We start from the raw sequence: 23500 nt of genomic DNA on the forward strand, positions 1-23500 counted from the left end.
ATTAATAACGGACTTTTTTCTATACAATAAGGGCGTATTTTCTTATTGTATGGAAAAAACAACAACTCCAATTACAATGATAATGTTACCGAGGATTTTTCTTTTTGTAATTTTTTCACCTAGGAAATACCAACCGAACACTAAAATGATGAGATAACTTAGTGACTCTAATGCAGATGCTTGTTTTAATGATAAGCCTTTTAATGCAATAACATTTAACCCGGCGTTAATTACAAATAAAGAATAGCCAATAATAACATAAGGGTTTACATATTCTCTTAATTTGGAATCATATTCTTGTAGAGTTGCTTTTTTAAGTAAAATTTGTGAGTAATTGGCTAAAATTATACCGAAAATAAATAACAACATATAATTATTCATCTTTTGTCACCACCACAATTCCAACAATAATAATAGCTGCACCAAGTAAATGGTTCCACTTTATCGTATCGCCAAAAAAGAGGACAGACCACAGCATTGACCATAGTAGGATAATACCTCGGTGAGAGTATGCTCTAGATATTTCGAAATGTTTAATTACTTGTTGCCAAATAATCGCATAGCCAAATAAAAACACAACGAGTCCAAAGTAAGCAGCGAAAAATGAAATGGATGTGATTGGGAATTTAGCTGCCCATTTCATGTAAACCATGATGATAGAATATAGCAAGAAAGCTACATGTAAGAATACATAATTTTTAATATTTGGTTTCATATATTCACTCTCTTTTAGATATAAATACATCAATTTGAAAAGAATGTATTTCATCTATATTTTCTTATTACATGGAATGTACGTCGAAAAAATATAAAGTTGTGTAACGTGTATTCTTTGTCTAATTTTTCACATTCCAAGGTATATAGTACCATGACTGATGTTGCAAAACAATATAAGAAGAGGAGTGGTTTTTCGTATAAAAGTCACTCTTCTTATATTCATCATGTGCTTGTATTACATTATTAAAATGAAGATATTCATAGAATCGTTAAACCACATATTTATTTCTTCCATTGTTCAGGGATACTTACTCTTTTATTCGTGGCATCCATTTCCACTTGCACACCAATTGGCATTGTCATCATTGGATGGGTATGGCAACAATAAAAGTTTGCTAGAAATGGCAATTTACGGTCCTTTAGCACTTCTAGTAATATTTCATATGGTTTTCGATTTGTACCGCAATCATTGAATTGCTCATGTTTTCCAAGAATGATTCTTGCAGATTCTTTCCTGTTTGACCTTGACGATTTAAAGGCATTGTTGTTATGGTTAAATTTGAAATTATAAATAGGTAGAGTAAAAGGAGATTTAGTGATGAAAAGGTTAGGGTGGGGAAGCATAACAATACTCTGTGCTATTATTTTGGGTACATGTTGGTTCTTTTTCCAGGGGAGTATTTTAGAAAAGAATGCGACAAATGTTTCCAAAGCAAAAGAAAAAATGACAATAGATGGTCCGCCTCTACAAGTAGCAGAGTTACCAAAAACAGGATTATCTGAAAAAGTAATCCCGCAAAAGTATATACCAGTGATTGAAGCAAAAGCCGCGATAATCATTGATGCGAGTGATGGACAAGTCATGTATAAAAATCATGAAGAAGATGTACTTGCCCCAGCGAGTATGTCAAAGATGATGACGGCATATATCCTTTTAGAAAATATACATAAAGGAAAGGTTCATTGGGAAGATCAAGTGAAAATAAGTGCCAAATCAGCACAAGCGGAGGGCGCTAGAATTCCAGTGCAAATGGGAGATGTAGTAGCGGTGAAAGACCTATATCACGCGTTAATGATCCAATCTGCCAATAATTCTGCGGTTGCTTTAGCAGAACATATAGCAAAGACAGAACAAGATTTTGCAGGGCTTATGAATCAAACAGCGAAACAACTGGAGTTGTCAGAAGCGACTAAGTTTGCAAATGCTTCTGGATTACAAGAAGCTGATGGAAGTGAAACAAAGATGACTGTAGCTGATGTAGCGAAGTTAGCATATCATCTTGTAAAGGATTACCCAGAGATATTAGATGTTACACATTTACGTCAAAGTCAGCTAGCATTTAAAAGTACGATTGTTACAAATACCAATGAAATGTTAAATCCCGCTAATCAAGGATTATACATTGAAGGAATGGATGGACTGAAAACAGGCTTTACTGATAGTGCGGGTTATTGTTTTACAGGGACTGCAAAACAAGGTGATAAGCGAATCGTAACAGTTGTTATGGGTACAAAGAGTAAAATGAAACGTTTTACAGAAACACATAAATTAATGTCCTACGGCTTTGAAATTGTTAAGTAGGTGAAGGAAGGCAGCTTGTTTAAAACTCGAATTGAGTGGATGATAAGCTGTTTTTTTATTTTAAAGGAATATAAAAGGTATCAAAAACAAAAACTGAAAAAGTATGAGTGTTATTGGTTGAAATTATTTTTCTTTGTAAATATAATAAAGTTATAAACTTATTATTAATAAGTTAGAGGCGGGATATAGCATAATACATATTAGTAAGCCTCAAATAAAAATTGGAGGGAATTAGTATGGCAAAAGATTTTTATTCAGCGATTGAAGACAGAAGATCCATTTATGCAATTAGTAAAGAGCAAGTTGTTTCTGATGAGAAGATTCAAGAAGTAGTAAATCATGCCGTAAAGTATACACCTTCAGCTTTTAATTCTCAGAGTGCAAGAGTTGTTGTTTTATTAGGTGAACAACATGACAAACTGTGGAATATTACGAAAGAAACATTAAGAAAAATTGTGCCAGAAAATAATTTCGCACCAACTGAAGAAAAAATGAACGCATTTAGAAGTGGCTATGGAACAGTTTTATACTTTGAAGATAGTAAAGTAGTAGAAGATCTTCAAGAAAAGTTTGCGTTATATAAAGACAATTTCCCGACTTGGTCTCAGCAATCATCGGGAATGCTGCAATTTGCGATTTGGACGGCGTTAGAAATTGAAGGATTTGGGGCAACGCTACAACATTATAATCCATTAATTGATAATGAAGTAAGAAAAGAATGGGATATTCCAGAATCTTGGAAGTTAATTGCACAAATGCCGTTTGGTAAACCAGTTGCAGCGGCAGGGGAAAAAGAGTTCCAGCCATTAGAAACTCGAGTGAAAATTTATAAATAAAGTATAAAAAAGGATTATCAAAATTGATAATCCTTTTTTATGGCTGTTATAGGATATCTTTATAATTTATAAGGGTCTTCTTTGACTAATTCATCTCTTTGTTGTTTTATAGCTATTTTCAATTCATTCTTTTTGATTTCGATAGTTGCTACTTTTTTGAAAGTTAGTAAAGATAGTAAGCATGCGAGTGCATAGTGAAATTCGGTATAATATTTTGAACTATTATCGATAATTTGCTCCATTAATAACAATGAGCTTCCTAATATTTAGATACACAAATGTTATTTTATCAAATAAACCCTCCCAATACCATATTATCTAGCTCTTGTTTAGGAAATCCTTAAATAATCCAAAATATTTTTCCAAATAAGAAATAACGTTACAATGACAAATAATACTCGTACGTAAGATCACCCGTTTTTGATCGTGCAATTGGACTCAACGAAAGCCACATTAGAAGACCATATACAAAGTTAACGACATCTCAAGTAAGAGAAATATAATCTTTTAGAATACTATTTAGTTGCTAAATGGTTAGATTTTTGTAATGATAGAAGGGTGACTCATCAAGGGAATCTTTTATCTGAGGGCATTGATATGATTTAATAAGGCAAGTAGATTTTTTATTTGTAGTGATAAGATGAGAAGTAGAGACTTCTATTTTATTTCGTAATAAAAAATAGAAAATGTTTTATTATAAAAACGTTGTCTTGGAAATGAAAGTTCACATGAAGTTCACACAAAATTCACGTCAATCATTTACAATTAACGACGTATGAAAAATAAAACCCTTGTCAAAAAATGGAATTTAATACATATTTAATTTTGAGAATATTATAGATTATTAAGTTCGTTTTTTTAGAGGGTCTTAGGGAAAGGAAGTAAAAACAACTTATGAAGAAAGTACTAGCAGGCTTAGCAGCAGCATCTGTAGCTGGCGTAGCAGTTCCTGGAATGGATTCTGCTCATGCACAAGTGTCATCTGATGCACTAAAAGAAATCAATGGACAAACGCAAACTCAAACTCAAAAACAAACAATTGAAACAAAAGCAGTAGAAACAAATTCTGAACTAAAATACACAGTAACAGCTGATGTACTGAATGTTCGTTCAGGTGCTGGCACAGAGCATAACATTATTTCTAAAGTAACAGAAGGTCAAGTGCTACAAGTAACTGGTCAAGAAAATGGCTGGTTTAAAGTATCTGTAAATGGTCAAACAGGTTATGTAAGTGGAGACTTCGTAACTACTGGTGGAAAGAAAGAAACTGCTGTTCAACAAGGAACAGGTAATTATACAGTTAACGTTTCTTCACTTAACGTACGTACAGGTCCTAGCGCGTCTCATACTGTTTTAGGTTCTGTAAATAAAGGCCAAACAGTACAAGTTGTAGGTGAAGTACAGGATTGGTTTAAAATTAACCATAATGGTGGAACTGGATACATAAGCAAAGACTTCGTAACAAAAGGTGGTACAGCTGTATCTAACCAAACAGAGAAACCGGCTACTAACAATAATGTTACACTTCAAACGGGTGGATCATATGTGGTTAATACAGGTGCTTTAAAAGTACGTACAGGTCCAGCTACATATAACGCTGTTATTGGTGGCGTAACAAATGGTCAAACACTACAAGTTACTGGTGTAGAAAATGGCTGGTATAAAATTAACCATAACGGCAGAACAGGTTACGTAAGTGCAGACTATGTGAAATTTGTAAAAGGTGGTACCGCAAATGTAACTACGCCTTCTCGTCCAACTACTGGTGGTGAGCAAGGAAATGCACAAGTAGAAAAACCACAAACAGAAAAACCGTCAACGCCATCTGCGAACGGATCATCAATTGTGTCTATTGCACAATCACTAAATGGTTCACCATATACATGGGGTGGTACAACACCTGCTGGTTTTGACTGCAGTGGTTTCATTTACTATGTATTAAAACAAGCAGGTCACTCTGGCGGACGTCAAACTGTTGCTGGCTACTGGAGCAGCAAACAACATACTAGCAATCCACAACCAGGCGATCTAGTATACTTTAGCAATACTACTAATGCTGGTGGTATGACTCATATGGGTATTTACTTAGGAAATGGTCAGTTCATCAGTGCAGAAACTGAAAAAACTGGTGTAAGAATTCAATCAGTAAGCAATCCTTACTGGAGTAAGCACCTAGCTGGTTATACAAAAGCATAATAAGAGAATTTAATTCTTCAATATTATAAGGAAAAGCTTTCTAGGAAACTAGAAAGCTTTTCTTATCTTTAGTTTTGCTTTTGTAAATATAAATGAATGATAGAAATGAAAAGGAGGGAAACACTTTTATAAATAAATGTTTCTCTCCTTTTCATTTTGTACGAATATATATTTTTCTATTTTAAATCTCCGTGTAAAAAGCGAGAATATAAATCATGGAAATAGCTAGGGCGAAATAAATTTGCGGCATGTCCAGCTAGTGGGATTTCTCTGTATAATACATTTGGTAGAATAGATTTTAAGTCAAATAGACAAGATTTGTAGAGGTGATCATGCTCTCCCATTACCCATAGAATAGGTTGCGACAGCTCTTTTAAACGAGATTTCAAATCAAATTCTAAACGGTGCTTGAGCGATTCAACAATAATGGACGAGTGCAGTTGTAAGCCAAAGCGATAATAAATGTTTTTTGAAATGACTGCAAAAGGATTTGCTTTTAATATTCCGCTTGGGAAAATTGTATTTGCATATTGATACAGCCAAGTAGAATAGTCATGTTCTCTTTTATCCCAAAATTTTCGAAAAACATTATATAAAAGGGATGGATTATTATAATGTCCACCAATATGACAAAGGCTTAATACTTTTTCTGGATATTTGTGTGCAAATATAGTAGCAATATAGCAACCATAGCTTAGGGCACAAATATGAGCTTGCTGAATTCCTTCTTTTTCATAAAGGTCGGATAGCTGTTGTACTAATCGGTCTAAAGAAAATTCGATTGCTTGTCCTTTGTCTTCACCATGTCCTAGTAAGTCATACGTTATTATATTGTAGGAAGAAGAAAATCGTTTATATTCCTTTTTAAAGGCACGACGATTTCCAACTAATCCGTGAATGAATATAATGGTTTTCTTTTCGGGATTCTTGTTTGTTTGCAAAGGGATACTCCTCTCAATCAATGAAGGTTTGTAAGGTTTGTCTAATATTCCTACAAAAGTAGGTTGTAAAAATACATGTTATATATATTTGAATCAGTATTGTATAATTCCTTTTGTTGAAACGAAAGAATACTCTTTTTTATAAGTACCAGGTAATAATATCAGATGATTACGCTTGTTGTAAAGATGAGATTTGATGTGTTTTATTACCAAATAAGAGAATGAATGATTAGACTGTTTATATTCAGTTTACATTCATATCGTATGCTAATATTAGAAATAACAGTTTGGTTTGAAATGAGGAGATGAATAGGAGTGGAAATACACAATAAAGAGAAGAAAAAGGGAAGTTGGAGGAATTTTATACGCCTCATTCAAGATACGCATCCCCCAAAAGGTATTTTTATTTTTGCATTAGTAATGAGCTTGTTTTCAACAGGAGCAAGTTTGTTTATTCCAATGCTTACAAAAGGGTTAGTTGATAATTTTTCGATTTCCTCAATCAGTACAATGCAAATTGTTGGCTTAGTTACATTTTTTGTAGTTCAAACAATCGCGTCAGGGTTATCCATTTATTTACTCAATTATATTGGGCAAAAAATTGTAGCTGGAATTAGAGAACGACTATGGAAAAAGGTTTTGATTTTACCTGTTTCTTACTATGATCAAAACAGAACAGGTGACACAATTAGCCGTATGACAAACGATACAGGTGTTGTAAGAACGTTAATATCAGAGCACTTGTCTAGCTTATTAACGGGTGGTATTTCTATTGTTGGATCGTTAATTGTATTGTTTGTTTTAGATTGGAAAATGACAGTCCTACTATTAACTGTTATTCCGTTAGCTGTATTGATTTTAGTACCACTTGGAAGAATGATGTATAAAATTTCTAAAACGTTGCAAGATGAGACAGCTTCCTTTACGAGTGTGTTAAACCAAGTGTTATCGGAAATACGTTTGGTGAAATCTTCAAATACAGAATCTAGAGAATATGAAAGTGGTAACAAAGGAATTCAAAAGTTATTACAATTTGGTTTGAAAGAAGGAAAAGTTCAGGCTCTCATTACACCAGTTATGTCATTTGTTTTAATGGCGTTACTTGTTATTATTGTAGGATATGGTGGAATGCGTGTTTCTAGTGGTGCACTAACAACGGGAGAACTTGTAGCATTTATTCTATATTTAGTGCAAATTATTATGCCAATGAGTCAACTTTCTATGTTCTTTACACAATTTCAAAAGGCAATTGGTGCAACAGAACGTATTCATACTATTTTAGAATATGAAGTTGAAAATCATATAGATGGTATTCAGGTAACGAATGCAAAGCAATCCATTTTGATTGAAAATGTAGATTTTGAGTATAACGAAGACGAAAAGGTACTACAAAATATTCATTTCACCATTGAATCAGGAAAAGTAACTGCAATTGTAGGGCCTAGTGGTAGTGGGAAAACGACATTGTTTTCTTTATTAGAACGCTTTTATGAACCAACAAGTGGTGTAATAAAGTTAGGAAAAGACCCTATTTCAACATACTCATTACAATCATGGAGACGTCAAATTGGATATGTATCACAAGATAGTCCGTTAATTGATGGGACGATCCGAGATAATATTTGCTACGGAGTTCAAGGGGGTGTAAGTGACGAAGAAATACAGCGTGTATCAACGATGGCATATGTCGATGCGTTTATCGATGATTTACCGAAAGGATATGATACGGAAGTCGGGGAACGTGGTGTGAAATTATCTGGGGGCCAAAGACAACGAATTGCAATTGCTCGTGCGTTGCTCCGCAATCCTCAAATTTTAATGTTAGATGAAGCGACGTCCAGTCTTGATAGTAAATCGGAATCTGTTGTTCAAAAAGCGTTAAATAACTTAATGAAAGGCAGAACAACTTTAGTAATTGCACACCGACTTTCTACTGTTGTAGATGCAGACAAAATTATCTTTATTGAAAAAGGAAAACTTACAGGAAGTGGATCTCACGATGAATTGTTACGTTCTCATGATATGTACCGAGAATTTGCAACGCAGCAATTGAAAATTAAAGAGGGAGCGCTATAAAACGATTGTAGTATTGGGTTTTGAAGCAGTGGAGATTTTCTTTAACTTCACTGCTTATTCATCATTATAACTGGCATGATGAAAGGAGAGAGGTGATGGTTTGATGCCGAGAATTTTAAAGGATACGTTATCCAAAACTAGTTACATAGATAATTTGTGAATTGTACATTGAACACAATAGTTACTTACAAGTAACCTACGCACATCAAAGTGCATAATTGCATTTCAGATTAAATACAGATAGAATTCATGATAGAAGAAAGCAATTTAGAGTGATTGAGGAGTGTTATATTTGGCAGAATTATTGCAAGGGAAAAATGCATTAATTACAGGAGCAGGAAGAGGAATTGGCCGTGCTGTAGCAATTGCTTTAGCAAAAGAAGGTGTAAATGTTGGTCTTTTAGCGCGCTCTGAAGAAAATTTAAAAGCAGTTGCGAAAGAAGTGGAAGCTGAAGGCGTGAAAGCTGTTATAGCTACTGCTGATGTATCTTCATATGAAGAAGTTACTACTGCTATTGAAACATTAAAAAGTGGATTAGGTTCTATTGATATTTTAATTAATAATGCAGGTATTTCTAAGTTCGGAAAATTTTTAGAACTAGATGTTGCTGATTGGGAAAAAATTATCCAAGTCAACTTAATGGGTGTATACTATGCAACTCGCGCTGCATTACCAAGTATGATTGAACAACAGTCTGGTGATATCATTAACATCTCATCTACAGCAGGACAAAAAGGTGCACCGGTAACAAGTGCATACAGTGCTTCAAAATTTGGTGTTCTTGGATTAACAGAATCGTTAGCGATGGAAGTACGCAAACACAACATTCGTGTAACAGCTTTAACACCAAGTACAGTTGCGACGGATATGGCAGTAGATCTAGGATTAACGGATGGTAATCCAGATAAAGTTATGCAAGCAGAAGATATTGCAGAGTTTATCGTAGCACAGCTGAAATTAAATAAACGTACATTTATTAAATCTGCTGGGCTTTGGTCTACTAATCCGTAAGAAATTATATATGTGTAAAAAGATTTGGTTTAAAGCCAAATCTTTTTTTATTTCTTTTTGATTCTGAATTTTATGTATAATAGGAGTGAAAGTTATTGAAGTATGATTCCATACAATTCGAAGGGAATAGTATTTACGTGAAACATATGGATATATGGACAGCTGTTGATGAGTATATTACAGATTTACTAGTACCAACTGATTCTATTTTAGAAGAGGTGCTTCAAGTGAATGCTGCAGCTGATTTGCCAGTACATGATGTTTCAATAACGCAAGGGAAGTTCTTACAATTACTTGTGAAAATCCAAAAGGTACGGAACATTTTAGAGATTGGTACTTTAGGGGGATATAGCACCATATGGTTTGCAAGAGCATTACCAACAGATGGTCGACTTATTTCGCTTGAAGTAAATGAAAAACACGCTGAGATTGCTCGTGCTAACATAAGGCGAGCTAATTTGGAAGATGTGGTTCATGTTCGCACGGGGATGGCGATAGATTCGTTACAACAAATTGCTAATGAAGATTATGAGCCATTTGACCTGATTTTTATTGATGCGGATAAACAAAACAATCATACATACTTTGAATGGGCTCTAAAACTTTCAAAGCCGGGTAGTTTAATTATTGGAGATAATGTAGTGCGCGAAGGGGAAGTGATTAATGCTTCAAGTGATGACCCGCGCGTGCAAGGAATACGTCGTTTTTATGAGTTAATAGCTAATGAACCACGTGTTACTGCCACAGCAATTCAAACAGTAGGGAGTAAATGAACTTCTTGATAGAGATAGCTTAAGTGTACTTCTTCTGGATAAAGATGGATGTATTGAACCGTTCTCACCAGCAAGTGATTCAGATTATCTTATAACTAGGCCAAGTGAAAAAGAATTTGCAGATTGCTGTAATGAGTTTTGGTGGTGTAGTACCAATGTTGCCAAAGGGCTGTGGAGAGAAGAACTACCTTATGTAAAAGAGATGCTTGAAGGTCCTGTGCGAGATATGCTGGTGCAGATGCTAGAGTGGCATATTGGGATGAAGACAAATTTTACAGTAAGCGCTGGAAAGTTTGGGAAGTATTTTGAAAAATACCTTGAGCAGGACGTGTGGAAACAATATGTGGAGACTTTTTCAAATGCGGAGTATGAAAACATTTGGAAGTCTGTCTTTGTAATGGGGAATTTATTTAGAGAAACTGCAATCGGGATTGCTAGCTATTTTAGTTACAAATATCCACAAATTGATGATGATAGAGTGACAAGCTATTTAGAGTATGTGAAGTCTTTACCGAGAGATAGTCAAAAAATTTATTAAGTGTTTAGATAGAAGGGAAATAAGATCGTTCCAAAGGTGGGACGGTCTTATTTCTGTTTGTGAATATGGACCTTTCTAACAAAATTTGAATGAACGACATATAAAATATAAGGGAGGTTTTTATCATGTACTACTTTTATCCATCCGAAATGTTTAGTCCTTTTCAGTGGAATCTAGAACGTAATATTCCTTTTTATACTTCGTATTCTTATATACCGTATTCAGATCCTTTTTATTATCAAAATTATCCTAGTTCGATTCATAATTCATCAAATGTTGATTTAGGTAACGAAGTGCAAAGTGGGGAGGAGGTTCGAGGCTCTTGGACTCCGTTTTCATGGGTTGAAAAATATGCTTATGCGTTTTCAGGACCATTTAATAAAGCTGAGGTTGCTCTTACATTTGATGATGGGCCAGACCTTGTATTTACCCCACAAATATTAGATAAGCTAAAAAGTTATGGTGTGAAAGGTACTTTTTTTCTTCTAGGTGAAAATGCAGAAAGGTATCCTGATGTAGTAAAGCGAATTGCGAATGAGGGCCATATTATTGGGAATCATTCGTACAATCATCCCAATTTAGCTAAAGTGAGTGATGAAGAATACCGGAACCAAATTGTAAAAACAGAAGAGACATTGAAGAGATTGGTGGGGTATGCGCCAAAGTTTATACGTCCACCTTATGGTGAAATACTTGAAAAACAGTTGGGATGGGCGACAGAGCAAAACTTTATGATTGTACAGTGGAGTGTAGATACAGTTGATTGGAAAGGTGTAAGTGCAGAGCAGATTACAAATACTGTATTAGGAAATGCGTTTCCGGGAAGTGTTATATTACAACACTCTACCCCAGGAGCGAACTTGCAAGGATCCGTAGACTCATTAGATCGAATTATTCCTCAACTGAAAGCAAAAGGGTCACGATTTGTGACGCTTCCTAGCATGTTTCAAACGTCGAAACAGAGAAAGTAAATATAAAACAATAAGATTAGGTAATGAACATAAAATACTGTATTCAGTTTGTACATCATTTAAACAAGAGTGGTGTATTTTTTTATTATGGAAAATATAGGGTTGTAATTAATTTTTATTGTATAATAAAGATGTGTATTGAAAAATAGGTGTGTGGATGTGAGAGGGGGATAAGATGACATATGCACTTGTAAATATAGGGATGAGCATGTTAATCGGTATTATATTTATACTAACTGCACTCATATTGCAAAAAAATCCACCAACAGATATTAACGCAGTATACGGGTATCGAACAAAGCGCTCAATGAAAAATAAAGATCTATGGAATGCTGGAAATCGATATAGTGCTGAAGTTATGAAACAAAATGGTGTTTTTATGATTTTAGTAGGGAGCGTAATTGGATTGCTATTTAAATATACGCATACAACGATTGTAATCTTAAGTCTTATGATTATATTAATCATTCATATGTTTGTAAAGGTAGAGAAGAAATTAAAGACACTAGAGGAATAATAAATTGTATTTGCCCCGCATTAACGGGCAGTAAGACTCCCACCTCAAAGTTCAGCAAAAGCAAAGACGTTAGGTGGGGAAATTAACTGCTCGTAAAAGCCTAACTGGTGAGGGCTAATTGAAGTTTTACTTTACCAATCCTTGATAATTTAAACTTAAAAAAACTATTTTTTTAGCATAGTTTGTCCTTTTTCCACAACAAATTCATAGTATTCAAGTTCATATGGGTAGATATCTTCGAATGTTATTGTAATAGGTTTAGCGTTTTTGTTTACAACTGGAATTCCTGTTGTAGAGGAAATTTCACCTTTTAACAGTTGTAAGAAAGAAGTTGCATTTACTTTCATTACATTTTCAACTTCATCACCTGGTGCAAAAGGAAGTGATTTTGTAACAGCGTGAAAATATATATGACACATTTCACGGTCAATGAAGTGTGGGGTTTCGTGATTGATTTTAAAAATGCCTTTGTATTCTAAATCAGTAGCTTGAAAGGAGAGGCCTAATTCCTCTTCTACTTCACGAAGACCACCTATTCGTACATCTTCACCATACATAATATGTCCAGCAGATGTAATATCCCATTTTCCTGGGAAATCTTTCTTGTTTTTAGCTCGTAATTGGAAGTATAACAACATGTCTTCGTTTTCTTTTTCCACAAACCAGCAATGGAATGTTTCATGCCAATCACCGTCACGATGTACATCATCACGTAGCTTTTTTCCAACTTTGTTTCCTTCTGTATCAAATATCGTTAACCATTCTGTCATTTATATTCCCCTTTCTATATAGTTTAGTATACAATGATTGTATGTAATTTTGGGAAAATAAAGAAAAATAAAAGGGGTGTATATTGAATGGGACTGGAGGAAATAAAAGTCAATTCTTTCATTTCAACGGAAGAAGAATTACGTCTTATTTTAGGGTATCCAAGTGAGCGTGCGGTGAAGAAAGTGATTCCATCTCTTGATTATCATTGTCGTGATTTTCTATCTAAATCGCCATTTCTTGTAATATCTACTTCAGATCAGTTTGGACATTGTGATGCTTCACCAAGAGGAGATGCACCTGGATTTGTATATGTTTTAAATGAAAATCAAATTGTAATTCCGGAAAGGCCGGGGAATCGCCGAGTAGATTCGATTCTTAATATTTTATCTAATCCAAAGGTGGGGCTTATCTTTCTTATTCCAGGGCTTGGAGAATCATTACGAATAAATGGGCGTGCAGCTATTACAAACGATGAGGAGATTTTAGAGAAGATGCAAGTAAATGGTCGCAGTCCGCTGTTGGGAATTGTTGTGGAAGTAGAAGAATGTTTTATTCATTGCGCAAAAGCATTTATACGTTCTGAATTATGGAATCCAGATTCTTGGTTAGAAAAAGAAGCATTACCATCGGCGGCAAAAATGCTTGTTGATCATGCCAAAGTGAACGCAAATGAAGAAGAAGTCGCACGCTCATTAGAAGAAAGTTATACAAAAAGATTGTATTAAAAATTTCGGATACTACATGGGTTGATAAAATATATAGATATAATTAATGTTTTAGAGAGTTAAAGGGTGTTTGCTTTATTAGGGAGCAGTGTTTCAAACTGGAATTATAGTTATTTTAGTTGATGATTTTATGTGAATTCTAGTTTTAAAAGAGAAGTATACAGATTTAATTATTTTTTAGTAGTCTGAATTACTATCTTAAAATAAAATATAAAAGTGTAATTATCTTATGGAGAAAAGAATATATAAATGTCTTTCTTAAAAACGGGCTTGCTTTTTTGAATTGTCGTAATTATAATAATTTAACAAATAGACATGAACGAAAAGTAATGATAAGGACACGAGATTATTTTTACGGTTTACAGAGAGGGAAGCCAAGGGCTGTGAGCTTCCTAACACGAGAAATAATTTTACCACCTTTGAACTCCGGTAGTGAACGAGTAATCTAGTAATTATTGGCGGTCTCAGCCGTTACCTGATCTTGAGCAATCCAAAATGAGTGGTATATTTGGATTGGAACAAGGGTGGAACCACGAAAAACACATTCGTCCCTTTACTAGGGATGAGTGTGTTTTTTTTTATGGAATTTAAGTTTGAAGATTTAGAAAAATAAAAATACTTCTTGATTTTGTAGCTTATGTGCGTATAATGAATAAACAAATAGACATGAACGAAAAGTAATGATAAGGACATGAGATTATTTTTACGGTTTACAGAGAGGGAAGCCAAGGGCTGTGAGCTTCCTAACACGAGAAATAATCTTACCACCTTTGAACTCCGGTAGTGAACGAGTAATCTAGTAATTATTGGCGGTCTCAGCCGTTATCTGAACTTGAGCAATTCAAAATGAATGTATATTTGAATTGGAACAAGGGTGGAACCACGAAAACACATTCGTCCCTTTTTTAGGGATGAGTGTGTTTTTTTTTTATAAAATTTATTGCTGAATTGAAAGGAGGTGCGGTTGGAGTGAAACAATTGATTCGAACGAGAACCACCATTGACTGCGCAAATAGGAAAAAGTTAATTATCAAGTATTTTAAAAAATAGGAGGAGATTTAAAAATGGGAAATGTAATACATATTGGAGTATTAGGGCTTGGAACTGTAGGAAGCGGTGTCGTTCATATTTTGGAAGGTCACAAGGAGAAAATTAGTCTTGATACAGGATATAAAGTAAAAGTAAAAGCGGTGGCAGTACGTGATGTGGAAAAAGAACGTGATGTTTCAATTGATGGAATAAGGATAACAAGTGATGCAAATGAAATTTTAGAAGATCCCAATATTGATATCGTAGTAGAAGTGATGGGCGGAATTCAAGAAGCAAAACAGGCTATTGTCAGGGCGTTACGTAATAAAAAACATGTCGTAACTGCAAACAAAGATTTAATGGCTGTATATGGGAATGAATTATTAAAATTAGCAAATGAAAATGGCTGTCAGTTGTATTATGAAGCAAGCGTAGCTGGAGGAATTCCAATTTTAAGAGGACTAGCAGACGGCTTAGCTTCTGATCATATTGAAAAGATTATGGGAATTGTAAATGGTACAACAAATTATATATTAACAAAAATGAGTCAAAATGGCTGGTCATATGAACAGGCACTACAAGAAGCGCAAAAGCTAGGCTTTGCAGAATCAGATCCTTCAGCAGATGTAGATGGACTAGATGCTGCGCGAAAGGTGGCTATTCTAGCAAACTTAGGATTTTCGATGAATGTTTCTTTAGATGATGTACGTGTTCGAGGTATTCGAAATGTAGAAAAAGAAGATTTAGAAATGGCTAAGAAATTAGGTTTTACTATGAAACTGGTTGGGAAAGCAGAGAAGCAAGGTTCGGCTATTAACTTAAGTGTAGCGCCTACTTTATTACCGAGCCATCACCCACTATCTAATGTGAACAACGAATTTAACGCTGTATATGTACACGGTCATGCTGTTGGAGAAGTGATGTTTTATGGACCAGGGGCTGGGAAATTACCAACAGGATCTGCAGTAGTAAGTGATATTATTTCAATCGTTAAAAATATGAATCAAGTAATGAAAAGTCAAGATGTACGAAAAGAGTCAGTACCTTATACATTAAAACAAGATGAAGAAGTTGTTTCGAAATACTTTTTACGTATTTTACTATGGGATGAACCAGGAATGTTTCAAAAAATCACAGAATGTTTCGTTAATGAATCGATTAGCCTAGAAGAAATTATGCAATTACCACTAAATCAAGAGCTTGCGGAAATTGTGATTGTGACTCATCAAACTTCAAAATATCAGTTTGAAAAAGTTTTAGCGTCAATAGAGAGTGTAGCGAATGAAATAAAGAGTTATTATGCTATTGAGGAGGAGAAACAATATGTATAAAGGATTATTAAAGCAATACGCTTCTTATTTACCAGTGAATGATCACACACCAGATGTAAGCTTGATGGAAGGAAATACACCACTTATTCCACTTCTAAACATTTCTAAAGAATTAGGAATTCATTTATATGGAAAATATGAAGGTGCTAATCCAACAGGATCCTTTAAAGATAGAGGAATGGTAATGGCTGTAGCTAAGGCAAAAGAAGAAGGATCACAAGCAATCATTTGTGCTTCAACAGGAAATACATCAGCATCGGCAGCGGCATATGCCGCTCGCCTTGGGATGAAGTGTATTATTGTTATACCAGAAGGGAAAATTGCTCACGGAAAGTTAGCGCAAGCAGTCGCATATGGAGCAGAGATTATTTCAATAGAAGGAAACTTTGATGATGCACTTCGAGCTGTACGCCAAATCGCGGCAGAAGAGCCGATTACATTAGTAAACTCGGTGAATCCATATCGAATTGAAGGTCAAAAAACAGCTGCGTTTGAAATTTGTGATCAGTTGCAAAAAGCACCAGATGTTCTTGCTATTCCAGTTGGAAATGCTGGAAATATTACAGCGTATTGGAAAGGTTTTTGTGAGTATGAAAAAGAGAAGGGATTTAAAAAGCCAAGAATTCATGGTTTTGAAGCAGAGGGAGCAGCTGCAATTGTTAAAGGTTACGTCATTGATTCACCAGAAACAGTCGCAACTGCGATTCGCATTGGTAATCCAGCAAGCTGGTCATATGCTGTAGAAGCAGCGGAACAATCAAATGGTGAAATTGATATGGTGACAGATGAAGAAATCTTACATGCTTATCGTTTGTTAGCGAAAACAGAGGGAGTTTTCGCAGAACCAGGGTCAAATGCTTCTTTGGCAGGTGTAATCAAACATGTTCAAGCAGGAAAGATTCGTAAGGGAGAGACAGTTGTTGCTGTGTTAACAGGAAATGGTTTAAAAGATCCTGACATTGCCATTGCTTCTAATCATTTGGAGATTGCAAGTGTTTCAAATGATATGGAACAAATAAAAGAACATATTAAAGGAGTGATTGTTTCGTGATTCCATTTAAAGTTCGTGTTCCAGCTAGTACAGCAAATGTAGGTCCTGGTTTCGACTCTGTTGGAATAGCATTATCATTATATTTAGAAGTAGCTGTGAAAGAAAAGTCAACTCATTGGCATGTTGCACATTCATTTGATTCTTCAATCCCGAATGATGAAAGAAATTTAATTGTAAGTACGGCACTTAAAGTATGTCCTTCTTTATCTCCACATATAATAGAAGCTACTAGTAATATTCCACTCGCACGAGGATTAGGTAGTAGTGCATCAGCCATTGTAGCCGGAATAGAACTTGCAAATCAACTTGGGGAATTACATTTAACAACAGATGAAAAGATTCACCTTGCTACGAATTTCGAGGGGCATCCTGATAATGTAGCTGCTTCTATTTTAGGAGGTACTGTTATTGGAGCGATGGATGGGGATCATGTATCTGTTGTTAGAATAGAGAGTAAAGAATTAGGTGTAATCTCTCTTATTCCTGATGAAGAATTAAATACAAATAAAAGTCGTTCTGTATTACCGGAGATATTTCATTTTCATGATGCAGTTCGTGCTAGCGCGGTAAGTAACGTATTAGTGGCAGCATTATGCCAAAAGAAATGGGGAATTGTTGGTGAAATGATGGAAAGGGATCTGTTTCATGAACCATATCGTTCAAAGCTTATTCCTTTATTACCAGAAATCCGCCAGTATGCAAAAAAAATTGGAGCATATGGAACTGCGCTTAGTGGTGCTGGACCAGCAGTTTTTATTCTGACTCCGTATGAAAAACGTCAGGAAATTGCTGTGCAATTAGCAAAAGTATTTCCGGCTATGCAAGCTTGTCAGTTAGAAATTGATCATGAAGGAACGGTTGTGAAAAGAGAGGAAAGTGCAGGTTTATCAGTGAGAAAATAAAGTACGAAAGCAAAAGGGTACAGACTTAATCTAAAAGATTAAGTCTGTACCCTTTTGCTATGCTCATTGGAAAACTGGAGCTTTTTATAATGAATTATGTTCTTATCTTTAATGATTTCTTTATCATTTCGTATTGCCACATTCCTGTAACAAACCACCTGTATATTCAGTGGTGGAGGTGCAGAAGATGAAAAAAATGATGATACTATGTCTTCTTACAACAATGACAATTACGACTTTGACGGGATGCGATTGGAAACAAAAAAATGTTTCACATGAATTCAAAACAAAAAAAGTAACATATAAAGATTTTACGTATGAGGTGAATCCAGAAACGTTTGCTTTAACAGTTGAGCATGATGGAGTGAAGGAACAAGCATCACAGCCTTTACCGAAAATGAAAGTATCAAAATTGAAAAAAGATGATACACATACATCGTGGGAATATCCAGATCAGAAGGTGAAAGTGAATTTAGAAAAGAAAAAAGATCATGTGAATATTGAAATTAAATCTACAGGTGCAGAAAGCTTTACTTGGCCAAAGGTACAAGCTGAAAATTATACACTTCCTTTATGGGAAGGTAAGTATATTCCGAGCGATGATGAGAATTGGAAGAAATTCTTAAAGGATGAAATGTATTCATTTGCGGAGTCATTTTCAATGAAATTTTTTGCGTTAAATGGTTCGAAATATTCCACGGTATTTGTTGCAAACAATATGTTTAATAATGAAGTGCAATTTCATACTGATCCGAAAATTGGATTTGATTTTACTCATGAATTTCCGAGTATCAACAAAAATAAATCGTACGGTTTTCAACTGTATGTGACTGATAATGATGCAGTAAATATTGCAAAATTATATAAGAAGAATATTGTAGAGAAAGGTGAATTTAAAACATTACAAGAGAAAGCAAAACAAAATAAAGAAATTGAAAAGTTATACGGAGCAGCGCATTTTTATTTTTGGAATCAAAATGCTTTAGCGCAAAGTAATGTAGATTGGCCAGCATTAAGACAACAAATCAATAGTCCTATATTTGGATGGATAAAAGAACTAATTCAAAAATATAGCAAAGAGCCTGGCGAATTAAATGTATTTGATCAAATTAATAAGCAGGATTATATTGATAAGTATCAAAAAAATGTTGTTTTGCGTTATATAAATGAAGTGTTAGGGATGAAGGAATTTTATAAGGAAGATATTTTTTCAAAAGTTGATGATGAAACAAATCGATTATTGAAAAAAGGTGTAGATCACTTAACTGAAACGGAATTGTATAGCTTAAATAAACATTTATTAAAATCGGCACTTGGTGACGCAGTTGAGGATGTTGAGAAATGGGGTAGTGCAGATGGTACGGATGTTTTAAAAGAGATGAATGAAGCTGGTATTGATCATGCATGGATTGGACTACCAAATTGGGAGCAAGGATTCATTCAACCAGAATTTGTGAAGCAAGCTGAGAAAATGGGATATTTAGTTGGTCCATATGATTCTTATCATTCGATTCATGAAAAAGGCGATAAGACTTGGAATACAGCTTCTTTTAAAGACCCTTCACTATTTGAAGATGCAACGGTTGCAAAAAAGAATGGTGAGAAAATACAAGGGTTTTTAGGAAGAGGTCGTAAATTAAATCCGACATTATCCTTACCTAGTGTGAAAGAACGTGTTAGTAGCATATTAAATAATGGTACTCCATTTAATTCATGGTTTATTGATTGTGATGCCACAGGGGAAATTTACGACGATTATTCTCCAAAACATATCACAACACAAGAAGAAGATTTAAAAGCACGTTTAGCACGGATGGATTATATTGCGAAAGAAAAAGGCATGGTCGTTGGTTCTGAGGGTGGAAATGATTTTGCGAGTCAAGTGATTGCTTTTGCACATGGTATTGAAACGCCTGTTATTAAATGGGCCGATGAGGATATGAGAAAGAATAAGACAAGCCCATATTATGTTGGAGGTTACTGGTCACCGAATGAAAACGTTCCAGAAAAGTACGCAAAACAAGTACCAGTGAAAGAAGAATATAAGCAAGTATATTTAAATCCCGTGTATTCAATACCTTTATATAAATTAGTGTACAATGACTCTGTAATTACAACCCACCATTGGGAATGGGGTAGCTTGAAGGTGAAAGATGAAGTTAGAAATCGTATGTTATATGAACTATTATATAACGTTCCACCTTTATATCACTTAGATGAAGTGGAATGGAAGAAGCATAAAAATGAAATTACGCATCATTTAAAAACATGGGAAGCATTCCATAAAAAAGCAGTAAAAGAAGAGATGACGAACTTTGCATATCTTTCAAAAGACAAGCTTGTGCAAACAGCTTCTTATGGAAAGGACATAAAAGTAATTGTAAACTTTTCTAATCAAGATATGAAAACAGAAGGTACAACAGTACAAGCAAAATCGGCTGTTATTTTTGTCGAAGGCGAGCGAATGCTTTATAAACCTGAAGTGAATTGAATGAAAAGCAGAAAATGACTGTAGGGAAATTCCGTTAGTATGTAATGAAAGCTCTAACTGGCGGATTTTTCTATCTGAATTGTATTTTTTTACAATTGAAATTTAGCGTCTTGTTAAAATAAAACACGAGAGTATAAAGTGAAATGAAATACATATTGATTTTACTTCTTTACAATGAAACCTTACAAAAATGTAAGGTGAATGAAATGAAATTCAATATGAAGATTGATAAACATGGAGTATACTAGGAAAAGAGAAAGAGAGGAGAATAAACATGAGCTCTGAATTAGAACAAAACACAAGAAGTAAAAAGAAACGTTCTAAAAGAAAATCTGTGAAGTGGTTCATTTTGATTCCATTTTTACTGCTTATTTTTGGTGGAGTAGGATATGGTTCGTTTTTATATAATAAAGCAAATGCTGTTGTAAGTGATGCCTATGCACAAATTGAGAAGTCAACGAAACGTAATAAAGAGGTTGAACCTTTAAAAGATAATATTTCGGTTTTAATTATGGGTGTTGATGGAAGTGATATCAGGAAAGAACAATATGGAGAAGCTGTTCGTACGGATGCACTTCTACTGGCAACAATCAACAAAGATAATAAATCAGTAAAATTAGTAAGTATTCCGCGTGATTCTCGTGTGTATATCCCATCGAAAAAGAAAATGGATAAAATTACGCATGCTCATGTATTTGGAGGAGTTGAAAGTGCGCGAGATACAGTTGAGAGATTTTTAAATGTTCCGGTTGACTACTATGTGAAATTTAATTTTGATTCTTTCGTGAAAATTGTAGATTCCCTTGGTGGTATTGATGTGGATGTACCAGTTACATTTACAGAACAAGATAGTAAAGACCAAGCAGGTATGATTCATTTAGAAAAAGGTTATCAACATTTAAATGGAGAGCAGGCTCTAGCGTTGGCAAGAACACGTAAAATTGATAGTGATGCAATGCGTGGTCAAAGACAACAAATTGTTATTGAAGCAATTGCGAAAAAAGCAATGTCTGTTCAATCAATTAGTAAATTAGGTTCTCTTTTAGATGCAGTTGATAGTAATATGAAAACAAACTTAACATTTGATGATATGCTTTCTATTACAAGAAATATGGCTGGAACTGATTTGCAAATGGAGAAAATTCAAGTAGAAGGCACAGATAAACGTATGGGTGGGATTTATTACTACATTCCAAACGAAAAAAATGTGCAGGATATCTCTAAAAAGTTGAATGAACATCTAGGTATTACGCCAAAAGCAGTTCGAAACTAATTGAAAAAGGTTGGCGTCTAGCCAACCTTTTTCTATATATTAAATAGATTAAAATACCATTGTAGTTATTTAAAAATGTTTACATATATAGTAAAATAGATATATATATACTATGCATGGAAGAATTATATAAGAATAATAGAAGGAAAGGAATTTCATAGAATGGGAAATGTATTTAATGTAAAAAGCATAATAGTTACAATCGTGGCTATTATTGCGATCGCAGTTGGGTATTTTATGTTTCAATCCGTTACATCACCAGCGAGAGCAGTAGCAAATCAAGTGAATTCAATACAACTTGCAAGCGAACAGTCAAAAGTGGAGATGAATAAAACAGCACCAACTCAATTTAATGGGCAAGTGAGAAAAGTGGCTTATCTTACATTTGATGATGGACCAGGAAAATATACAGCTGAACTGTTAGATATATTAAAACAAAATGATGCGAAAGCAACATTTTTCTTAATTGGCGCAAATGTAAAACAGTTTTCAGATTTAGTAAAACGTGAGAAAGCAGAAGGCCATTATGTAGGTATGCATAGTATGACACATGATTTTAAAAAATTGTATACAAGTGGCGAGTATGTAAATGAAATGAAAGAAGATCAAGGATTAATAGCAAATATTATTGGAGAATCTCCTAAATTAACACGTCCTCCATACGGTTCTATGCCTGGTTTAAATGAAGCACTTCGTAATAAAGTTGTAGAAGGTGGCTTTAAAGTTTGGGATTGGACGATTGACTCTCTAGATTGGAGATACAATAAAATGCCTGTTGATGCTGCTTCAGCAAAGATTGTTGAAAATGTACTTGCAGGTGCAACGAATCCTAAAGAAGTTATCTTAATGCATGATATTCATCCGCAATCTGTTGCAGCAGTACCGGCAATTATAAAAGGTTTAAAAGAAAAAGGTTATGAGTTTGAAGCATATCATGAAAGTGATCACTTCCCATTGAATTTTTGGCATGATAAACGTATGTAACATAGGGGGAAAAGAAGTTGGCTTATAGAAAATTAGCACTAGTTGGAGCAATGTCAGTAGGACTATTATCAGGTTGCTTTGGTGAAAAACCAGAAGAAAATTTATTTGTTGCATTTGAAAATGCAGCTAAACAAGAGAAGTCGTTGTTTGAAGATGCAAAAAAATTAGAAGCGTTGGAAAAACAAGGACAAGAATTATATACTCAAATTATAACAGAAGGAAAAGAGCATAATGAGGCGGTTGCACAAAAACTAGATCAAGCAGTCTCAAATGTGGACGAGCGTGAAAAAGTATTAAAAAGTGAAAAAGAGGCATTAGAGAAAGCACAAAAAGAAACAAAATCAGTTCAAAGTAATGTAGAGAAAATTGAAGATAAAAAAATACAAAAACAAGCGAAAAAAGTAGAAGAAGCTTATAAAAATCGTTATGATGCTTTTCAAAAAATGAACGAAAGTTATGTGAAATCAATGGCGATTGAAAAAGAGCTTTATGCGAAATTAAAAATAAAAGAAACAAAGTTAAAAGAAATTAGCGAGAAAGTGAAAGAAGTAAATACATTAACGGAAGAAATGAAAAAAGAAAAAGAGAAATTTAACGGATATACAAAAGAGTATAACGAAGGAAAACTAGCATTCTATAAAGAAGCAAAAATTAAGGTTAAGGAACAAAAATAAAGTACATAATATTTTCTAATATAAGTAGTATGTAACTTTAGGTAAGCTTGGCTGTAAAAAAGTGATAGATTGAAAAGATTTAAGTAAACTAAGACTAAAAAGTCGAAAAA

Annotated in this window: 20 protein-coding genes, 2 pseudogenes and 2 other annotated features; of the genes and pseudogenes, 17 read left to right on the forward strand and 5 right to left on the reverse strand. The window is 34.3% G+C overall.

Translation table 11 applies throughout. The annotated features are described in order from the left end of the window. Nucleotides 1-42: 42 nt before the first annotated feature. From HRG09_RS24395 to HRG09_RS24405, 3 genes and pseudogenes are all read right to left on the reverse strand, one after another. On the reverse strand, nucleotides 43-381 hold the full coding sequence (locus tag HRG09_RS24395; RefSeq protein ID WP_174103431.1) for an EamA family transporter: 339 nt from the start codon (nucleotides 379-381) through the stop codon (nucleotides 43-45). Further along, nucleotides 374-715 carry an EamA family transporter gene (locus tag HRG09_RS24400; RefSeq protein ID WP_174103433.1) on the reverse strand — a complete coding sequence of 114 codons (342 nt, stop codon included), beginning with the start codon at nucleotides 713-715 and terminating at the stop codon, nucleotides 374-376. Before HRG09_RS24400 ends, HRG09_RS24395 begins: the two co-directional genes overlap by 8 nt. A gap of 284 nt (nucleotides 716-999) precedes the next feature. Further along, a pseudogene (locus HRG09_RS24405) lies at nucleotides 1000-1215 on the reverse strand (LD-carboxypeptidase); the annotation flags it as partial. A gap of 100 nt (nucleotides 1216-1315) precedes the next feature. On the opposite strand from HRG09_RS24405, the gene HRG09_RS24410 reads away from it, so the two are divergent. The 3 genes from HRG09_RS24410 to entFM all read left to right on the forward strand — a co-directional run bounded on the left by HRG09_RS24410 (nucleotide 1316) and on the right by entFM (nucleotide 5331). Further along, on the forward strand, nucleotides 1316-2299 hold the full coding sequence (locus HRG09_RS24410; protein ID WP_174103435.1) for a D-alanyl-D-alanine carboxypeptidase family protein: 984 nt from the start codon (nucleotides 1316-1318) through the stop codon (nucleotides 2297-2299). Nucleotides 2300-2535: 236 nt separating this feature from the next. Further along, entirely contained in the window at nucleotides 2536-3135 is a 600-nt protein-coding gene (locus HRG09_RS24415) for a nitroreductase family protein (protein WP_174103437.1), read from the forward strand. An 894-nt stretch (nucleotides 3136-4029) separates the two neighbouring features. After that, nucleotides 4030-5331, forward strand: coding sequence for an enterotoxin EntFM (entFM, locus tag HRG09_RS24425; RefSeq protein WP_174103441.1), 1302 nt, complete (start codon nucleotides 4030-4032; stop codon nucleotides 5329-5331). A 176-nt stretch (nucleotides 5332-5507) separates the two neighbouring features. Here entFM and HRG09_RS24430 read toward each other — a convergent pair whose 3' ends face one another. Beyond that, complete coding sequence (locus HRG09_RS24430) at nucleotides 5508-6272, reverse strand: alpha/beta fold hydrolase (RefSeq protein WP_174103443.1); 765 nt, start codon at nucleotides 6270-6272, stop codon at nucleotides 5508-5510. A gap of 315 nt (nucleotides 6273-6587) precedes the next feature. Between HRG09_RS24430 and HRG09_RS24435 the strand changes: the two genes are divergently transcribed. The 6 genes and pseudogenes from HRG09_RS24435 to HRG09_RS24460 all read left to right on the forward strand — a co-directional run bounded on the left by HRG09_RS24435 (nucleotide 6588) and on the right by HRG09_RS24460 (nucleotide 12159). Then, complete coding sequence (locus tag HRG09_RS24435) at nucleotides 6588-8348, forward strand: ABC transporter ATP-binding protein (protein WP_174103444.1); 1761 nt, start codon at nucleotides 6588-6590, stop codon at nucleotides 8346-8348. 292 nt (nucleotides 8349-8640) lie between these two features. Next, complete coding sequence (locus tag HRG09_RS24440) at nucleotides 8641-9360, forward strand: 3-ketoacyl-ACP reductase (protein ID WP_026591950.1); 720 nt, start codon at nucleotides 8641-8643, stop codon at nucleotides 9358-9360. A 146-nt stretch (nucleotides 9361-9506) separates the two neighbouring features. Next, nucleotides 9507-10133: an O-methyltransferase gene (locus HRG09_RS24445; RefSeq protein ID WP_174103456.1), complete on the forward strand. Its 627-nt coding sequence runs from the start codon at nucleotides 9507-9509 to the stop codon at nucleotides 10131-10133. Between the two features lie 10 nt (nucleotides 10134-10143). Beyond that, nucleotides 10144-10671, forward strand: a pseudogene (locus tag HRG09_RS24450) (aminoglycoside 6-adenylyltransferase); the annotation flags it as partial. A 125-nt stretch (nucleotides 10672-10796) separates the two neighbouring features. Further along, nucleotides 10797-11642, forward strand: coding sequence for a peptidoglycan-N-acetylglucosamine deacetylase (locus HRG09_RS24455; protein ID WP_174103445.1), 846 nt, complete (start codon nucleotides 10797-10799; stop codon nucleotides 11640-11642). A gap of 175 nt (nucleotides 11643-11817) precedes the next feature. Further along, a complete protein-coding gene (locus tag HRG09_RS24460) occupies nucleotides 11818-12159 on the forward strand; it encodes an SdpI family protein (RefSeq protein ID WP_174103446.1) in 342 nt (113 codons plus the stop codon). Between the two features lie 164 nt (nucleotides 12160-12323). Here HRG09_RS24460 and HRG09_RS24465 read toward each other — a convergent pair whose 3' ends face one another. Further along, the gene (locus HRG09_RS24465; protein ID WP_174103447.1) at nucleotides 12324-12929 is read right to left on the reverse strand and encodes an NUDIX hydrolase; all 606 of its coding nucleotides are present in this window, start codon (nucleotides 12927-12929) and stop codon (nucleotides 12324-12326) included. A gap of 87 nt (nucleotides 12930-13016) precedes the next feature. Between HRG09_RS24465 and HRG09_RS24470 the strand changes: the two genes are divergently transcribed. The 8 genes from HRG09_RS24470 to HRG09_RS24505 all read left to right on the forward strand — a co-directional run bounded on the left by HRG09_RS24470 (nucleotide 13017) and on the right by HRG09_RS24505 (nucleotide 23390). After that, a complete protein-coding gene (locus HRG09_RS24470) occupies nucleotides 13017-13655 on the forward strand; it encodes a pyridoxamine 5'-phosphate oxidase family protein (protein WP_174103448.1) in 639 nt (212 codons plus the stop codon). Nucleotides 13656-13975: 320 nt separating this feature from the next. Beyond that, nucleotides 13976-14211, forward strand: a binding site (T-box leader). Between the two features lie 115 nt (nucleotides 14212-14326). Continuing rightward, nucleotides 14327-14560, forward strand: a binding site (T-box leader). 159 nt (nucleotides 14561-14719) lie between these two features. After that, nucleotides 14720-16015: a homoserine dehydrogenase gene (locus HRG09_RS24475; protein WP_174103449.1), complete on the forward strand. Its 1296-nt coding sequence runs from the start codon at nucleotides 14720-14722 to the stop codon at nucleotides 16013-16015. Then, on the forward strand, nucleotides 16008-17066 hold the full coding sequence (gene thrC, locus HRG09_RS24480; RefSeq protein WP_174103450.1) for a threonine synthase: 1059 nt from the start codon (nucleotides 16008-16010) through the stop codon (nucleotides 17064-17066). The genes HRG09_RS24475 and thrC overlap by 8 nt, the downstream gene beginning before the upstream one ends. Then, nucleotides 17063-17968: a homoserine kinase gene (thrB, locus tag HRG09_RS24485; protein WP_174103451.1), complete on the forward strand. Its 906-nt coding sequence runs from the start codon at nucleotides 17063-17065 to the stop codon at nucleotides 17966-17968. Before thrC ends, thrB begins: the two co-directional genes overlap by 4 nt. 187 nt (nucleotides 17969-18155) lie before the next feature. Then, nucleotides 18156-20459 carry a glycoside hydrolase gene (locus tag HRG09_RS24490; protein WP_174103452.1) on the forward strand — a complete coding sequence of 768 codons (2304 nt, stop codon included), beginning with the start codon at nucleotides 18156-18158 and terminating at the stop codon, nucleotides 20457-20459. A 274-nt stretch (nucleotides 20460-20733) separates the two neighbouring features. Beyond that, on the forward strand, nucleotides 20734-21732 hold the full coding sequence (locus HRG09_RS24495) for an LCP family protein (protein ID WP_174103453.1): 999 nt from the start codon (nucleotides 20734-20736) through the stop codon (nucleotides 21730-21732). Nucleotides 21733-21894: 162 nt separating this feature from the next. Next, nucleotides 21895-22716, forward strand: coding sequence for a peptidoglycan-N-acetylglucosamine deacetylase (locus HRG09_RS24500; RefSeq protein WP_174103454.1), 822 nt, complete (start codon nucleotides 21895-21897; stop codon nucleotides 22714-22716). A gap of 17 nt (nucleotides 22717-22733) precedes the next feature. Next, the gene (locus HRG09_RS24505) at nucleotides 22734-23390 is read left to right on the forward strand and encodes a YkyA family protein (RefSeq protein ID WP_174103455.1); all 657 of its coding nucleotides are present in this window, start codon (nucleotides 22734-22736) and stop codon (nucleotides 23388-23390) included. Nucleotides 23391-23500 lie beyond the last annotated feature (110 nt).

Source organism: Bacillus sp. Xin1 (genome assembly GCF_013314535.1).
GTDB lineage: Bacteria > Bacillota > Bacilli > Bacillales > Bacillaceae_G > Bacillus_A.

What these genes read in the sequence shown, in the direction of transcription:
- HRG09_RS24395 (WP_174103431.1), bottom strand. Translation starts at nt 381, where the DNA reads ATGAATAATTATATGTTGTTATTTATTTTCGGTATAATTTTAGCCAAT.
- HRG09_RS24400 (WP_174103433.1), bottom strand. Translation starts at nt 715, where the DNA reads ATGAAACCAAATATTAAAAATTATGTATTCTTACATGTAGCTTTCTTG.
- HRG09_RS24410 (WP_174103435.1), top strand. Translation starts at nt 1,316, where the DNA reads ATGAAAAGGTTAGGGTGGGGAAGCATAACAATACTCTGTGCTATTATT.
- HRG09_RS24415 (WP_174103437.1), top strand. Translation starts at nt 2,536, where the DNA reads ATGGCAAAAGATTTTTATTCAGCGATTGAAGACAGAAGATCCATTTAT.
- entFM (WP_174103441.1), top strand. Translation starts at nt 4,030, where the DNA reads ATGAAGAAAGTACTAGCAGGCTTAGCAGCAGCATCTGTAGCTGGCGTA.
- HRG09_RS24445 (WP_174103456.1), top strand. Translation starts at nt 9,507, where the DNA reads ATGGATATATGGACAGCTGTTGATGAGTATATTACAGATTTACTAGTA.
- HRG09_RS24455 (WP_174103445.1), top strand. Translation starts at nt 10,797, where the DNA reads ATGTACTACTTTTATCCATCCGAAATGTTTAGTCCTTTTCAGTGGAAT.
- HRG09_RS24460 (WP_174103446.1), top strand. Translation starts at nt 11,818, where the DNA reads ATGACATATGCACTTGTAAATATAGGGATGAGCATGTTAATCGGTATT.
- HRG09_RS24465 (WP_174103447.1), bottom strand. Translation starts at nt 12,929, where the DNA reads ATGACAGAATGGTTAACGATATTTGATACAGAAGGAAACAAAGTTGGA.
- HRG09_RS24470 (WP_174103448.1), top strand. Translation starts at nt 13,017, where the DNA reads ATGGGACTGGAGGAAATAAAAGTCAATTCTTTCATTTCAACGGAAGAA.
- HRG09_RS24475 (WP_174103449.1), top strand. Translation starts at nt 14,720, where the DNA reads ATGGGAAATGTAATACATATTGGAGTATTAGGGCTTGGAACTGTAGGA.
- thrC (WP_174103450.1), top strand. Translation starts at nt 16,008, where the DNA reads ATGTATAAAGGATTATTAAAGCAATACGCTTCTTATTTACCAGTGAAT.
- HRG09_RS24490 (WP_174103452.1), top strand. Translation starts at nt 18,156, where the DNA reads ATGAAAAAAATGATGATACTATGTCTTCTTACAACAATGACAATTACG.
- HRG09_RS24495 (WP_174103453.1), top strand. Translation starts at nt 20,734, where the DNA reads ATGAGCTCTGAATTAGAACAAAACACAAGAAGTAAAAAGAAACGTTCT.
- HRG09_RS24500 (WP_174103454.1), top strand. Translation starts at nt 21,895, where the DNA reads ATGGGAAATGTATTTAATGTAAAAAGCATAATAGTTACAATCGTGGCT.